Source organism: Bacteroidetes bacterium SB0662_bin_6 (assembly GCA_009839485.1).
GTDB lineage: Bacteria > Bacteroidota > Rhodothermia > Rhodothermales > VXPQ01 > VXPQ01.
Map to the genome: position 1 here is coordinate 27,261 of VXPQ01000042.1, position 14,748 is coordinate 42,008.

Genomic DNA, 14,748 nt, shown 5'->3' on the forward strand with positions numbered 1-14,748 from the left:
AGGTCGGGCAGCCGCACGAATCGCTGCCGTCGGATACATACGATCCGCAGGAATCACCGGCCGGCGCGGCCGGGCAGGCATTGGCCTGATAGCTGTAGGTCGAACAACCGCACGAATCGGTGCCGCTCGACGACCACGACCCGCACGAGTCATTGGCCGGCGCGGCAGGGCAGGCGTTCGCCTGGTAGCTGTAGGTCGGGCAGCCGCACGAATCGCTGCCGTCGGATACATACGATCCGCAGGAATCGCCCGCAGGCGCAGCCGGGCAGCCGTTCGACACATAGGAATAGGTCGGGCAGCCGCAGGAATCGCTGCCGCTCGACGAATACGATCCGCAGGCGTCGCCCGAAGGCGCGCCAGGGCAGGGATTGGCTGTTACAGTCCAACTGCAACTCGCAGAATCGAACGAGGCCGATTCGCAGGTCGTGGTCGTCGGGGCCGATGGTGCCGCAGCCGCCGACCAGCTGCATGACGCAGCATTGAATACGTCGCCGCAGGCGTAGCCGGGAGCGGCAGGCGCTGCAGCCTCCGAATACGTGCATGAAGCGGCATCGAACACGTCGCCGCAGGCATAGCCGGGCGGCGACGGCGTGTTGTCCACTACCGACCAAGTGCAGGTGTTTGTATCGAACGAAGTCGAGTAACACGCGCCCACGCTCGGCTCGGCATCGGCAGTGTCTACAACCGACCAGGTGCAGGTGTTCGGGTCGAGCGAAGCCGTCTCGCAGGCACCCACCGGCGGCGGAGTCCCACCTGTGTACGTCACCTCCCAGTTACAAAGAAGCGTATCCAGGCTGACGGTCTCGCAAACGCCAGGCGCAGGTTCCGGACCGGCCCTGTTCACCGCGGTATAACTGCAACTGGCACTGTCCCACGTCGCCGTCTCACAGGCCCCGAAGATCGGGTACGGGACAAGCTGACGGTCCCATGTTCCGCACGGCGGGCTTTGGGTTGCATCCAACCACACCCACGATTCGCCCATGGCGCAACTCGGCCGCGCCGGGGTCGGCGGGCAAGTGCCTGGGCACGGCGCATCAGCGGGAACGGGGGCGTCGGCGGCAAAGCACTGGTTGACTACCTGGGTTGTGCCGGCCTGACAAACCTGGTAGCTGTCCATGAAATCGCTTGCGGGAGGGCTACCCTCTTCGCACCATTGGTTGGCACTCAAGGCGTTGCCGGCGCAAGTGTGATAGGTCGGGCAAGGCTCGCAAACGCCGACCACCAGCCGCTCGCCCGCCGGACAAGATGTGGCGCCGGCGCGGTCCACACTGATTTCCGCTCCGGCTGACGGCCAACCGGTTCCCGATAGTATGGCTCCGTCCAAGATCATGCCGTAGGCAAGCGCCGGCGTGACCAGCACCTCCCAGCCTGCCGCTTCACTGCCGTCGAGAATGTTCCAGTGCACCTGTATGGTTCCAAACAGCGAATGCCAGTTATTTGGCGTAATCGTTGGCTTGGAACCCACCGCGCCTTCACACGCGTCGGTCCGTACGGTCGCGACCGGAGTAGCCGCCGTGGATTCGGGCAGCGTGAACGAGGGCGCCGCCGGGTCCAGCCAGAACCTATGCGACCCGTCTTCCACGCATGCGTTCCGGCCTGCGGTCATGTTCACATTCGTCTGAGGCGACGTGTACTTCCGTCCGTCCCAGGCCGTGCCGGCTTCGGACCAGCCGGACTTGAGCGTCGTACCTGCCGACGGCACCGTGGGCCGGAATACCGTGCCCATGGTTTGAGTCGATGGATCGAGAACGTGGTCGGTCAGCGCCAAACCGGAATTCCCGGTCTCAACCACCATCTGGCTGTTTACGTCCACGCTGACTCCCGCCCCGTCGGACACGCGGGTGCGCGTGCCTGCGGTATCCAACTCGAAGACCTGCGGAGCGTTCAGGCAGTGCTCGCTGACCTTCACGTTCACCTTCCGCACCCGCTCAGCGTCAAGCTGGAACTCGAACGGCCAAGTTCCATCGAACCCGCTTTCCCAGCCCGCAGGGATCGTATAGGTGCCCGTATACACCCTATTCGCCCTCGCCCCCGTCACTTGGGTAAGCGCGACCGCGTTCCCGTCGGCATCCTTCACACGCGGATATCCATTCGCCGCCGTTCCGGTCCACTGTGCTTGGAAGCTGACTTCCTTGTGATCCGTTTGCGCACAACCCGCGTGGTGCACGATCGGAACCGGCAGTCCGACAGGATCAACAGACGGCCTTCCGCCGACACCCGGTCCGGCGTTCACGGTACATGCGCCTGGGCAGTTCGTTCCCGCGGAATCCGTGCATCCGCGTATTTCGACTTCGCCGCCAAACCACAAACAGTTCGGGGCAGTGCAGACGTACTCATGCGCGCTCAGGCTCTGCCAGCTCGACCAGACACCTGCGGTGTCTAGATACCTGGCTTGATTAAATGTGAAGTTCGACCGGAACTCTATCGTCGCCGAACTCTCGTCGCTTTCTCTGATCTTGCAATCGCGCACGTGCGGGCCGAAGACGAAAAGGTTCCCGAAATTCGTCGGCGGGAGCGGCGGGTCGGCTTCGTCGCCCGGAACGGCGAAAGCGCCGGGGGAGAGTAGAAAGAGAAGCGCCGCGGCAAGAAGGCTAAAGCGCGCCCGGCGGATTTTCGCTGCGGGGCAATGATTCATGTCCGTCAACCTCACTCGATCAGGAGAGCGCGTGGGGACGGCAACTGGCAGTATAGCACTGGCCTTCGGGCGTGCTTGCCCGTTCTCGATTACGTCGCGCTGATCCACCCTTCTCCGCCCCGGCGCGCGCCTCTTGAAGCCAGGGCTTGCGGATCATCGGGCCCGCAGAAGGAGCGCGCCGGTTCAAGCGTCTTGCCCCAGGCACAGGAACACTGTCCCAATGCCGGCAACGACGTGGACTTCGGTCAAGGGCGCGATGGCGGGTCTGCCGCTGTTGTAGAAACCGTCGACGGCGGCGCGATCGGGAAGTCTCTCCCGCACGGTCTCTTGCAGCATGGTGGCGAGCAGGTCGGCGCCGATCCTGCCGACCCCGGCGGGCAGGGCGAAGGCCACTCCGTCGTTGTTCTTGCCGGCGGAGTTGCACCGCGCCGGCCCTCCGAATGCCGCCGCCTCGATATCCGCGTCTTCGGCCAGCATCGCACTGAGCGCTCCGGCCAGGTCGGCCGGCGACATCCGTCCTTCATTGATCCCGTTTTCGCGCTTGTGCCGTTCCCATTCGATCAGTGAGGCGATCCGGTCCGCGCGCTGTTGCCACCGGGCCACCTCGATCCGGCCGGCGGCGAACGCGAGCGCGATCGCAATCAAGATGCCTGCGACCGCAATAGTGATCATGATTTCGACGAGCGTGAATCCCGCTTCTTTCCGGTTTGCGTGCAATTCGTTCACGTTCGCAACGAGTTCCTCGGGCCGGCGGCAGCTAGAAGCAGGCAAGGACGCCGAAGCCATCCCCGCCGGGGTCGGCAGGATCGGCGTCGATCCCGTACGCCAGAATGGCAAACTCGCTGCGGGCGGCCGCCGCTTCCAGCCGGGCGTGGATTTCGCGCGCCTGCGCCGCGTCTTCGGCGTCTACCCATACGCCGTACACGGCTTCCCTGGGGCCGTTGCCGTCGTCACAGTAGTCGAAGGGAATTGCGGGAGGGGTGGCGTTTCTCCATGCGTCTTGGGTCAGGTCGGACAAGGCGATGTCGCCATCGTCAAATGCACATCCGGTTTGCCACAGGCAGGCGCGCCCCTGCGCTCCGCGCCCGCCCCTCCCAGGGATGGATTCAAAGACCGGGGCAGGACGACCGGCGGCGTGCTCGGCGCGCAGCATCCTTGCCGCCGCTACTCCGGTTTCGTACTCGACCGCTTGGCCGGCGATGTACAGGACTTTGAGCGAAACGGCCGAATCCCGATTGATGACGGCAAACGCCATGGCCATGGCGGCGGCGGCCAAGACCGCCCCGCCCGCCAGCGTCAGCGTCAGCTCCGCCGTCGTAAATCCCGCCTGCCGGCCGGTCATGGCTCGGGGTCCCCGCAATAGCTGATCGCGGACAGCCGCACGGCGGGGAGGCTCAAGACGCTTCCGCCGTCGAGGACCCGGTACGAGGCCACTTGGGCGCGCGGGATGGCGGCCACCGACTGATTTACATTGCCGTCGACGTCCGTTCTCGTGGCGTCGTCCGTGCAGGTGCGCTGCACTACCCCGCCTTCAAAGGCCAGGCCCGCGCCGGAAGCGGTACTGATCCGCCCCTGGATGACCTGGGGGAGGCAACTGAACGGCTGAGCTACGTCCGGCGTTAAGGGGTCGCCGTCGTGATCGCGTTCGTTCAAGCCCGGCACGGTCAGGCTGGCGATGTACGGCAGGACCTCGATCACGTCAATGCGGACATCGGGGTCATTGCCGGTATTGATGACCTGCCACGAGATGGGAATCAGTGTCCGCGTGTCCGCTCCGAAGGAGGTATCGACGGTCACGGACAGGGAGTTCAGGGAAGCGGCATTCCAGCCGCGAAACGCTATTGAAAGCGAGTTGACGCCATAGCGCCAAAGCAGCGGCCGCCCATCCGGACAGGCGGGGCGGATATCCCGCGGCGGAAAAGCTTCGAGGGCGGGCGGATAGCCGCCGTCGTCGGCCAGCACGGGGGGGCTGGCAAAGGGATCTATGAAATCCGGAGTGTGCCCGCGCACGTAGTTCGCGCTTAAAGTCTGGTACAGGGAACGGTCAATCGCATTGCGGATCGCCGGGTACTCGGCGGCGCGGTAGAGCGTCCACGTAACGGCGTTGGCCGCGTGGACGCCCCCGGAGCGCACCGCGAGCAGATCCAGGTCGGCGGTGGTCGGGCAGGCTTCGCCGGGATCAGCTGGAGCCAGGCCGGCAATTCCGCTCCGGCATTCAAGCCGCAGCGTGAATTCGTTCTCCGTGCAGGCGCCGGTGCTCCACTCCATCCGCGCGTCGGCGCGCGAGACGGAAGACGTTCCGTAATCCGGGTGAAGGTTTCCGGCGTCGGCCATGGCCGCGAGCGCGCCTTCACAGTTGTCGGCGGCGAGGGCGATGTCGCCGTCCGGCCCTTCCGGGTCCGGCCAGCCGGCCTCGTCCGGATCGCCGGGAGCGGTTTCCAGGGCAGTGTTTTCAGTCTGGAATACCCGAACCGCATTGACAATCATCAACGATTCGTTGATTAGCGCCCGGTTCCGCATCCGGCGTTGCTCAGCCACCATGACCTGGGCCAGCGTGAAAACGATAAGGCCGGCAACCGCCAGCCCCCACAATACCGGGGCGATAGTGAATCCGCGCTCGTTCACGGAGACAGGTCCGCGCAACGGCCGGAAGCCGGTTCGCTGCTTGTGTACGCGACTTGACTCGCAGGATCAACGATCCCACCAACGTGATCGTGCTCTTCGTCCCTATCCGCATCGTTGCCGGCAGGCGGCGGCCAGGGCAGGCGCCGCGCCCGGAACCGGAGGCCGCTTCCGGTGAGTTCGCCCTCGAAGCATTCGGCGAACAGGGGAGAAACCGCGGCGGAGCGGCGCCGGAGATCCGTGTACGCGACGGGCGCGGACGGAGAGGCCGGCCGGATCACATTCCTGGTGTCGGGCATGATCCCCGCCAGCATTAGGCTGGCAGCCGCCGCGGCGGCTGCAGCGACTGCCATAGTTGACAGGTTCATGGGCGCTTCCGTCGGCGCCGATTTGCGCCCCAAGCCACGGCGAAGCCGAGGCCCAACAACGCGGCCATGCACACAAGTCCCCAAGGAGCCGTTATCCCTGCAAGCAGTCCTCCTGCGACTGCGAAGGGCAGCAGTGCCAGGCGCGCGCGCCAGTTGACGTTTCGTTTCACAGGCATTTTCTTCACGCCTGCGTTCACGTCGCGCCGAAAGGCGTAATCGTGTCGCAGATCACGCGCCCTCTTTCCGCGCGTTGCGCCCCAGCTATCAGGCGGCCGCGCTCGGCGTAGTAGCTTTTCTTATTGCGGCCTTCTATGAAAAATAGGCCGCCGCGCCGCGCTTGCAAGGAACAAAGAACAAAAATCCTGCAGCGAACCGGCGCGGCGGCGCAAGTCCTCCGAATGCGGCCTTGCGAGCCGAATGCTCCGGCGCCGACGCGCGCGCGGAAATCCGAGTAGGCGGCCCGCTGCGGGAGGAATGAAAAAAGAGCCGCAAATTTCCGACCTCTTGGAAACAGCGGGCCGCCCGGAGAAAAGGAATCTCGGGCCGGCGCCGTATCGCCCGGCCCGAGATTCAACAGCGGCATCAAACGTCCTGCGCCCATTCGACACCGGTAAGGGTTGCCCCGTCAGTCTTCATGCGCGTTCAATCTTTTGCGCCGAACGGCGGGAATGCGGGCATAGTTAGACCCGCCTCGCAGGGTGCCCGGACCCGTTCCCGCCTTGGATGGGAAAGTCGGCGCTCCCCCCAGGAGTTATCCGGGCGCATCATTCTTTCACAGCCTGCGCCTTTTTCCGCAGCGCGCGTTCCTTCAGCCAGATCCCGCCGAATGAGGCGGCTATTAGATTCGGCCAGGGGCCGAACGTGTAGCTCGCCATCCCCGCCGTCGCCAGCACGAGCGCCGCCCACGGCGGGATCACGAGCGCCAGCACGAAGGCACGGCGGAAGCTGAAGGAACGGGCAGCCAACGGAGTGATGGGATCAGCTGTTGAAACAGATGTACGCGTGGGTAGCTGAAGCATGAGGCGTGGTCGCTACCGGAGTAACGGGGGCGGGCGTTCCCGCAAGGAACGCGGTGGCTTCTACAAATTCATTCGCATCCCACACGTTTGTTAAAACGACCACCATTCGCTCTGCGAGGCGCTCGTTCTGATTCTCATCCAGGGTGGCGTCCTGTATGTCGATCCTTGCTGCGGAGCAGGCGGGAACCTCGCCGGTGATCGCGGTCGTGTTGGTTCCTGTCGAAGTGATTTGGGCAATCGACGCGAGGCCGTTCAGCGATGCGTTCAATTCCTGAGCCAATTGCTGCACTACCGCCCCACGGTTCGCGGCGGTTGTGTCTTGAATTTCCCTTAGCACTTTCCACTGCGACATCACTCCGCCCGCTTGCGTTGCGATCGCGTCGGGCGTAGTGTTTTCCGCACGCTCCTGGAACACACCGATCGCGATGGCGATGACCAGGGCCAGCACGCCCAGGCCCACGAGGATTTCGAGCAGCGTGAAGCCCTTCTCGCGCTCGCGCCTGATGCGGCGCACTTGACGGGCCGTTCTTTTTATTTGATTCATTGATTCGTGCCTCTTCAAGACCAATATCTCCAACGCTGTTCGGTAGCGCCGGTCTTGACAAAGGCGTGCCGCAGCGGCGAAGCACTTGTGCGCTTCAGGTCGAGGTAAAAAGGATGGGCGCGAAAGGTGTAGCACCCATCTCCCGCTCAAGAGCAGGAATGCGGCAAGAAAAAAGTGTAGCACCCCGAAAACGGGACTTTCGAAGAGGTGGAACGCAGTGGCGCGCTCCCTAGAAGATACTCTCACGCACTCTCTGGCACTTATTCCGGTTCAGTCCTTTTTTCGCGCCACCATACCGCTTCCGCCGCGCCGGCCGCACGCCGGCCGCGAAGTGCTGGGAGGAACCATCCAAATCCGAACGGTCCGCGGGTATTGGGGCTCATTCGGGCATTGCCCGTTCCCAGTCCAGCATTCCATAAGGCGGCCCGCTTTAGTGCGGCGCGAATGGGTAGGTTGGCGCGATGCCTCGTCCCTGCATTTACTGCGATCCGGTTACTTCACTTCGTTTATTGCGCTGCGCTCCGTTGGCTGCGCGGATACTGACCGCTTCGCATTCGTTGGCTTCATGAAGCTTGATCACGACGCATTACTTCGCTTGCGCGCCGTTGAGCTTCGCTGCTCCGGCTCCGCTAAAGCCCTGACCTGCTCGCTTCCCCGAGCGATTTCTCAGCCCTCGGAGTAATTTCCAACGGGCTGATCTGGCTCTGAAGGTTGAACGTCATCTTCCCCGCAGACTATGAGCGGCTGTTCGGGCGCGGAATTTCGTCAGCGGTTTCCAGGTAGGTGGCGCTATCGCGGACGGCCGGATTCGTAATACTTTTTTACTGAATCCCGACCGACGATGACGACCGCGCTTTCGGCGCACTGTTGAAGCGCGTCGCGGACACGCTCGATTTGGCCTTGGTCGAAAAACTCCATTTCCCGACTACGAATTTTGCGCTTTGTTTCGCCTGATCATCCGCTCTCTGAGTTTCTTCGAGGGCGAGAAACGCAACACCCGCCGGGCAGGCGTCATTTTCATACTGCTGGCCCCTTTCGCGTTGACCACATGGTGCATCCGGGCGGCCTCGATCCTGGATTCAAACTTCCCCACGGTGCGCAACTCGATCGTGTTTCCTTCGATCAGGTGGCGGCTGTACACTTGCAGAATCGCCTTCGCCATAGCGCGCGCGCCGAAAACCGTCATGTTCAGGTTTTGCCGGAGCCGTTCTTCGATGTCGGCCCGCCGAAGGGGAACGTCGGTCGGATTCAACTCTTCCATACGTTGATCGCTCTGTTTGCCCTATTACTTTCAGCGTTGAGGGCAGGTTACTATAATGCGGCGATGGCAGATGACAAGACACAAGCACCGTTGGCGCGATCGCGCAGCAGAAAAATTGTTCGTCGTGAAATAGTCCGGGAAATTGCACTGCAATTTCGCCAAAATCTTCCTGAGCGGTCGCCCTCGCCGAAAATGGTCACGCAAGGACCGCGCAATTCCGTGGCGCATTACGAGCTGGCCGGACAAGCGATCGCCGAGTTGATCGATATGGTCGGCGATGCGCTTTCCGAGGCACGTCCGATCGTGCTCAGGGGATTCGGACAACTCCTGCCCAAGCAGTACAAGCCGATGACCGTGCGGCTGCCGGGAGCGCGGCCGGATGACAAGAACGCAGTATTCTCCGTGCCTGTGCGCATGGGCGTCATATTCCGGCCGTCCCCAAAGCTGAAGAAAGAGATCCGCGCCTACGATGAGGAACACGGCCTATAGCGCGTGAAGATTCAACATCAGTCCGCATGGATGCGGGTTTATGGGGAAAAACCTTCACAGCGCATCCGGAAAGAACAGAACGCACACGCTTCCCATCGCAAGGAAGGGTCCGAAAGGTAGCGTGTCGTGAAAACCGGTTCGTGTGCCGAGCACCCGCGCAATGCTGTAGAGCGAGCCCAGGATGGCCGCCGCGCCGAGCGCAGCTAATGCGCCGAACGGACCCAGCCAGGCGCCGAGCGCGGCCAGCAGCTTGATGTCGCCTCCGCCGAAAGCGGGACGCTTTCGCAGCCGCCGCCATAACGTATCGGCCACTCGTAGTAGCCCGTAAGCCGCCGCTGCGCCCACGATGCCATCCGCGGGGGAGGCGAAAGGCGCCTCGGGCCCGGTCAGGCTGAATAACAGCCCCAGCCACAGCAGCGGAAGCGTCAGACGGTCGGGAAGCTGGCGGTGTTCCAGGTCGATTGCGGACAGCAATACCAGAATGCCGCACAGCGCCGTTCCCGCGAGCAGGGCCCCGCTGAGCCCGAACTTGTGCCAGCAGGCCCAGGTCAGCGCGGCGCACAGCGCTTCGCAATAGACGTAGCGCCAATGAATGCGCTGGCGGCAGGCGAAGCATCTTCCCCTCTGCAGTGCGAAGCTGAACAGAGGAATATTGCGCCACGGGGGAATACGGACGCCGCATACCGGACAATGGGAGCCTTGTCTCACAATCTCCTTGCGGCGGGGGAGACGGTAGGCGCACATTCCCGCAAAGCTCCCCAGCACCAGGCCCAGGATGGCTGCCATCGCGCCGGTCCACGCCGGCGGCAGATGCTCGGCAATCACGATTGAATGGCGCCGCGATGAGTCGCAACTCAGGTAGGCGCGCCTATCGACATCGCAAGCGGGCCATAGATGCCGACCAGCATGAATGCGGCAATGACCACGCCCGATACGGTGCGCATCATGCCCCCCTGGCGACTCGCCTGTACAGCCAGGCGCCGCATTTCCCTGGAACTGAGCATCATCAGTGATCGCAGATGTTTCTGACCGGCCTCCAGGTCCATGTCTGCCATGACGACGATGGCTTCATGCATTCCCGCTGGAATGACTTCAGGATGCACCGACGCCGCGGTCGCCAGCGAATCGGCCTCGCCTTTCGCGACATCGCTCAACAGCTTCGCGAATGCCTTCGCCAGCGGCCCGGATCTGAATGCGTGCGCGCCGGCGTGCACGAAGTCGGAGAACGGCAGGTTCGCTGCATGAAACGGGATGTACATGCTCAGCCACGCGGTCAGGCGCTCGTGTTCCGCAATCTGCCCGAGAGGACCCAACAGCGGCAGCCGGTCGCGAAAAGAGCCCTTGAGCTGGAACAGCACGAAGCCGGCCGCCATCAGCCCTCCCCACAGGACCCCCAGGGCGACGAATGGTGTGAGCGGCTCGTAGAGCAGGCTGTAGGAGGCCACCAGGAATTCCGAAAGCACCGTGTGCTGGAGCTGGACGTACTCGTCCGGAAGCTGCTCGAACATGGCGTTGGCGATCACCGGCATTGCAAACAGGATCAGCAGGATGGCCGCCGAGAAGAAGAACTGCTTCTTGACCGGATTGATGTATTCGTCCAGCCGTTGCTCCCGCGCCGCCAGCCAGTCAGCCGCCCGGTCGGCGCCGGACCCGGACTGTCCGGCGGTCTCCGCTCCAGACAGGATGGCGCAGGCCACGGGATGGATGCCCGAGCGCTCGAAGGCCTGGGAAGCCCGTTCACCGGCGCGCCGGGGAGCGACCCGCTTGCCCAGTCTCTCGTAGGCGCTCTCCAGCGGCGTCTTCGACGCAAGCAGGCGCGAGTAGGTCATCAGCGCTTCCATCTGGTCCCCGGGTTTGAGGCCGCCGAAACTGCGCGGCAGATTCAGCGACCGCTTGACCTGGACTTTCGAACCACTGGGCAATCGCAATTGCCCCCGGCCCTTGCGCCTGGCGGCAACCTTGGACACGGCAGAAACGATCGCCGCGCGGCCATCCGGGGATGCGACCTTGTACTCCTTCATGGCCCTTTTTGCCTTGCCGGGCGCGTCCGCCTTAGTCAGGTTGAATTTCATTCTTTCTCACTCGGCCACGCCGGATGAGGACAGCCCGGCCTCGCGCAGGGTGAACTCGCGCAGTCGAATCCGGTTCTGCTCGCTGATCAGGCCCTGGTGCGGGGGTTCGGAGGAGAACTTCTCGATGAACGCTCCGACGGAAATTTCGCGGCGCAGCAGGCACGCCACCGCACGGTACCACATGGGTATCAGTTTCCCCGCGTCGAGTGCGTCGTTCCACCATTCGTTTTCCGGGCGGGCGGTGGCGAGCGGCGGGAGCGACGACCAGTTCAGCGTTTCGAGGATCAGCCGCCTGGGCGCATAGCGCCCGCCGCATGTGCGGCACGCGGGGTCGGCATCGGGCTGGTTGACAACCACATCGGGCAGTTCGCTAAAGCCCGTCACTTCGCGGATCGTGTCGAACAACGATCCGTACGTGTCCGAATGGCCCTTCGGGAGCGTCTGGCCCGGCGAACAGTCCGGACAGCACCCGGTAAGCAGCCTCTGTGAAGTCGACCAGCGAAGCGTGGCGGCTAGGTGGTCGGGGTGCATTTTCATCGACTGCATCCGCAGGGCGACGGTCGCCGCGTAGCTGGCGTGGCAGGTGGTGAAGACCGTATGGCCCGACACGGCCAGCCGGCTGGCTATGTCCGCGACTTCGGCGTCACGGACTTCGCCGACCAGCAGGATGTCCGGGTCCTGGCGCAGCAGGCTGCGCAGAATCATGTCGAAATCGAGCTTCTGACGCTCCTCGACGGCGAATTGAACCGAGCCCGCAATCGGAACCTCAACCGGATCTTCCACGGTCAGCAGCCGCTGTCCGGGCCGCTCGATGTATGCGGCCGATAGCAGGGCGGCCAGCAGAGTGGTCTTTCCGGAACCGGTCGGCCCCGAAACGATGACCATGCCGGCATCGACATCCAGCAGGTCGCGGGCCCGGCGGATATCGTCGGGCCGCACGACTTGGTCAAGCGTCTTGACCTCCTGCTTGCCGCTCAGAACCCGGATCACCGTCGAGTACCAGGCCACGCTGGGGTCGTCCGGGTCCCAGTAGTAAGGAACCATCGAGAGCCGGCCGCTGAACTCGTCGCCGGAAGGCAGTTCCAGACGGATTTGCCGGTCGTACGGCACATACATGGTTTCCGAGTCGGTCCGCTTGGCCAGGATCAGCAAATAGCGTTGCGCGGCTAAGAATTGCTCCATGGGAATGTCGGGCAGTTCCTTGACGCACATCCCCAAGTGGCGGTAGGTGACCTGTCCGACGGGCTTGTTGTCGGTCAACTGCACCCGGATATGGATGTCCGAGACCCCGCCTTTCATGCGAGACTCCAACAGCCAGCCCATCACCCGTTCCTTCCCGGACATCCCTACCTGTGTCTCGGCGTGCAATTCGACATACGGGACGGGGCGTGTCTTCTCGAGTTCATGTCCCAGACATCGGAGCCAGAGGTTCTTTTCCCCGGTCCGGGTCGTTTCTTTGAGCCAGCGCCACATTGCGAGCGAAAGGGGATTGCCGGCGGCCGCCCACTGCCGGCCGTCGCGGTCTTTCCAGATAAGCACGCTGTTGCGCTCGAACTCATGCCACTGCGGTGGCTCGGCGCAGTCCGCGCCGCGCGGCAACTCAAGAAGCGTATGCATCGTGAGCTCCAGCGGAGCGTTCGCGCGCAATGCCTGCAGGCACTGCAGGGTGCCGGCGAGGATACGGCGGCAAAGCCCCGGATCGCGCAATTGGGTTCCGAGCCAAACTTCGATCTGACCCAGGGGGTCCAGCGCCGACACCACTCCGGACCGGCTGTCGCGCAAGAGGTAATTGACCTGGTCCTTGCTGGCGCCGCAGGAGCGCATGACGCCCACTAGCGTCGTCAGGCCGCTGGCCGTAATCAACTCGCCCCAGCGGTGGCGCAGGTGCGCTTTCCCCGGCCTCTCCGAAGTGGCGGGCTTAACCGGTTTGTGTTCTGCCGGGTGCGTGGGACGGATTATCCTGCTTAACTTCATCTCGTATTGTCTTTCCGCAACCGCGGCGGCCTTGTCAGAATTTCCGTGGTTGCGGCCGAAGCTGAAATGCCCAGTGTGGAACGGCTGCCGATGGCGATCCGGTTGTGCCGGGCCACCGGACCGTCGCCATAAAGGAGGGTAGCGAAACAAGGATTGTCGGCGGGCTGATCCGCTGGCCAGAATTCGGGGTCGAGCAAGAAAGCCATTTGCCGAAGCCAGGCCTGGCGCCCATCATCAAGGAGGCCGGCGCGTGATGCGGCAATGCGCATGTTCCTGAAGAGAGTCACGGCCGCTCTGCGGGCGCCTTGGTTGCCTATCTCGGCCTGCTTGGCAATTTCGTCCAGAGCCGCGCGGGCTTTTTCGACGTCGTGCCTGTTGATCGCGCAGGCAGCCCGGCTTGAGAGCACAATCAGTTCTTCGCCCGGAAGAAACTCGTTTACCTGGGTCCATGGATTGGATTCGGATGTCGGCAAGGGAATCAGGTTGGATTCTCGGTGCGTCCAGCCGCCGCCCGATTGCGTGAAGGCGTCACTGAGCAATCGCAGGTTGAACAATTCCCCTTCGCGGCCGCAGATCCGGCGCAACCGGTCGTCGGCATCGGCGGTCCAGCCGGACTCGGACTCCAGGCGGTCCAGCCGAAGCAGCGGCGCCGAAACACCGGCCGGTCGAAGCAGCGGCCGGCCCTCGGGCAAGGAGTACAGGCAATAGTCGCCGCCGGCCTTGCGATCCTCTGCCTTGGGGTGGACCACCGGGGTCCACTTGCCGTTGTGCAGAAGCAAGCCGAGCATGGACGGTGTCAGTTCGACCTTCGCGTCCACCAGCGGCAGCGGCGCCGCGTTCTCAAGTTGACGCAGGGCCTTGCCCAGCGTTTTCAGAAGCTTCGATCCGGAGGATTTCTCCATGGCCGATTCGAGGCGGGGGCGCCCGTCCGCAGCCCCATGCGCGGCGAGAACCAGCCGGAGGAGCGCGGCAGATTCCGAACCGTCGTTGCTCGGGGCCACTCCGTACAGGTCGCAGAGTTCGGCCGGCGCGAAATCTCCGCAGTCGAGATCGTAGTCCCGCAATTTCCTGGGTAGCGTTTCCCAGGATTCCGTGGCGCGGCAAACGCCGGCCAGCATCATCAGGGCATGCCGCACGTCGATGACACGGGCAACGTTCCCTGCCGCGACCGCGGGTAGCCGTCCATAGCCCTCGCGGCGGAGATAGTTCCGTATCAGTTGCGTGTCGAGAGCACCGCGTATCGAATAGCGCAGCTGCGGCGACTTTCTTCCTGATTCCAGGAGCTCGTGCAACGCGCCCATAACCTCAAACAGTTCTTCCGCACCCTGGCCTTCAGTCAAGGCGTCCTCGTTGTTGCAAATGCTTTCGTACAAGTCGTCTGACACCAGCTCGGCGTTCAGCAAACGGCCCGCGTCCGGCTGAATGTGAAGGTGGCGGCTGATGATGGGTCCATTCGGCCCGCCTTCCCCTCCCGCGCGGGCGACCGCTGAGATGGAGATGCTCAAAGGAATGTCGCCGAAACCGTTGTTGCCGCTCCTCTGGACGCAGACCGCATACGCGTTGCGTGCTGCCGGCAACGCCAATTCTTCGGAGGTGATCGACATACGTGGTGATTCCGGCGATGGGTGGCGGAAAGGTTTTGCAGTATAGCATAAAGGTGGATATACGGCATGTTAAATATTATTTAATACACAATAAAAATGGTATTTAATGACATAGATAAAAAGGTATTGCATTATCTCAAAAGCGGTGATACGATGCGCG

13 protein-coding genes and 1 pseudogene (1 of these 14 cut by a window edge) are annotated in these 14,748 nt (G+C 63.2%); 1 reads left to right on the forward strand and 13 read right to left on the reverse strand.

The window, feature by feature from the left end; translation table 11 throughout:
• The 9 genes and pseudogenes from F4Y00_07810 to F4Y00_07850 form a co-directional block, all read right to left on the reverse strand.
• Positions 1-2,077: pseudogene (locus F4Y00_07810) on the reverse strand (hypothetical protein); it reaches 203 nt to the left of the window's first position.
• 741 nt (positions 2,078-2,818) lie between these two features.
• Complete coding sequence (locus tag F4Y00_07815; protein ID MYE04859.1) at positions 2,819-3,421, reverse strand: prepilin-type N-terminal cleavage/methylation domain-containing protein; 603 nt, start codon at positions 3,419-3,421, stop codon at positions 2,819-2,821.
• Positions 3,393-3,977 (reverse strand): hypothetical protein, encoded by a 585-nt coding sequence (locus F4Y00_07820; GenBank protein MYE04860.1) that lies wholly within the window; start codon positions 3,975-3,977, stop codon positions 3,393-3,395. Before F4Y00_07820 ends, F4Y00_07815 begins: the two co-directional genes overlap by 29 nt.
• Entirely contained in the window at positions 3,974-5,278 is a 1,305-nt protein-coding gene (locus F4Y00_07825) for a hypothetical protein (protein ID MYE04861.1), read from the reverse strand. The genes F4Y00_07820 and F4Y00_07825 overlap by 4 nt, the downstream gene beginning before the upstream one ends.
• Positions 5,257-5,625: a hypothetical protein gene (locus F4Y00_07830; GenBank protein MYE04862.1), complete on the reverse strand. Its 369-nt coding sequence runs from the start codon at positions 5,623-5,625 to the stop codon at positions 5,257-5,259. The genes F4Y00_07825 and F4Y00_07830 overlap by 22 nt, the downstream gene beginning before the upstream one ends.
• A gap of 193 nt (positions 5,626-5,818) precedes the next feature.
• On the reverse strand, positions 5,819-6,226 hold the full coding sequence (locus F4Y00_07835) for a hypothetical protein (protein ID MYE04863.1): 408 nt from the start codon (positions 6,224-6,226) through the stop codon (positions 5,819-5,821).
• 163 nt (positions 6,227-6,389) lie between these two features.
• Positions 6,390-6,590: a hypothetical protein gene (locus tag F4Y00_07840; GenBank protein MYE04864.1), complete on the reverse strand. Its 201-nt coding sequence runs from the start codon at positions 6,588-6,590 to the stop codon at positions 6,390-6,392.
• 13 nt (positions 6,591-6,603) lie between these two features.
• Positions 6,604-7,188, reverse strand: a complete 585-nt coding sequence (locus F4Y00_07845; GenBank protein MYE04865.1) for a prepilin-type N-terminal cleavage/methylation domain-containing protein — start codon at positions 7,186-7,188, stop codon at positions 6,604-6,606.
• 925 nt (positions 7,189-8,113) lie between these two features.
• Positions 8,114-8,449: an HU family DNA-binding protein gene (locus F4Y00_07850; protein ID MYE04866.1), complete on the reverse strand. Its 336-nt coding sequence runs from the start codon at positions 8,447-8,449 to the stop codon at positions 8,114-8,116.
• Between the two features lie 3 nt (positions 8,450-8,452).
• Here F4Y00_07850 and F4Y00_07855 point away from each other — a divergent pair, with 3 nt between their 5' ends.
• Positions 8,453-8,938: an HU family DNA-binding protein gene (locus F4Y00_07855; protein ID MYE04867.1), complete on the forward strand. Its 486-nt coding sequence runs from the start codon at positions 8,453-8,455 to the stop codon at positions 8,936-8,938.
• Between the two features lie 54 nt (positions 8,939-8,992).
• Here the strand turns inward: F4Y00_07855 and F4Y00_07860 are convergent, their stop codons facing one another.
• The 4 genes from F4Y00_07860 to F4Y00_07875 are packed head-to-tail and all read right to left on the reverse strand — an operon-like array spanning position 8,993 to position 14,588.
• Complete coding sequence (locus F4Y00_07860) at positions 8,993-9,763, reverse strand: prepilin peptidase (GenBank protein ID MYE04868.1); 771 nt, start codon at positions 9,761-9,763, stop codon at positions 8,993-8,995.
• A gap of 29 nt (positions 9,764-9,792) precedes the next feature.
• Positions 9,793-11,010, reverse strand: a complete 1,218-nt coding sequence (locus F4Y00_07865) for a hypothetical protein (GenBank protein MYE04869.1) — start codon at positions 11,008-11,010, stop codon at positions 9,793-9,795.
• A 6-nt stretch (positions 11,011-11,016) separates the two neighbouring features.
• Positions 11,017-12,984, reverse strand: coding sequence for a hypothetical protein (locus F4Y00_07870; GenBank protein MYE04870.1), 1,968 nt, complete (start codon positions 12,982-12,984; stop codon positions 11,017-11,019).
• Positions 12,981-14,588: a hypothetical protein gene (locus tag F4Y00_07875; GenBank protein ID MYE04871.1), complete on the reverse strand. Its 1,608-nt coding sequence runs from the start codon at positions 14,586-14,588 to the stop codon at positions 12,981-12,983. The genes F4Y00_07870 and F4Y00_07875 overlap by 4 nt, the downstream gene beginning before the upstream one ends.
• Positions 14,589-14,748: the final 160 nt, after the last annotated feature.

Coding starts and splice junctions, on each gene's coding strand:
- F4Y00_07820 (MYE04860.1), bottom strand. CDS start 3,977: ATGACCGGCCGGCAGGCGGGATTTACGACGGCGGAGCTGACGCTGACG.
- F4Y00_07850 (MYE04866.1), bottom strand. CDS start 8,449: ATGGAAGAGTTGAATCCGACCGACGTTCCCCTTCGGCGGGCCGACATC.
- F4Y00_07845 (MYE04865.1), bottom strand. CDS start 7,188: ATGAATCAAATAAAAAGAACGGCCCGTCAAGTGCGCCGCATCAGGCGC.
- F4Y00_07865 (MYE04869.1), bottom strand. CDS start 11,010: ATGAAATTCAACCTGACTAAGGCGGACGCGCCCGGCAAGGCAAAAAGG.
- F4Y00_07835 (MYE04863.1), bottom strand. CDS start 6,226: ATGGGCGCAGGACGTTTGATGCCGCTGTTGAATCTCGGGCCGGGCGAT.
- F4Y00_07870 (MYE04870.1), bottom strand. CDS start 12,984: ATGAAGTTAAGCAGGATAATCCGTCCCACGCACCCGGCAGAACACAAA.
- F4Y00_07815 (MYE04859.1), bottom strand. CDS start 3,421: ATGGCTTCGGCGTCCTTGCCTGCTTCTAGCTGCCGCCGGCCCGAGGAA.
- F4Y00_07875 (MYE04871.1), bottom strand. CDS start 14,588: ATGTCGATCACCTCCGAAGAATTGGCGTTGCCGGCAGCACGCAACGCG.
- F4Y00_07830 (MYE04862.1), bottom strand. CDS start 5,625: ATGAACCTGTCAACTATGGCAGTCGCTGCAGCCGCCGCGGCGGCTGCC.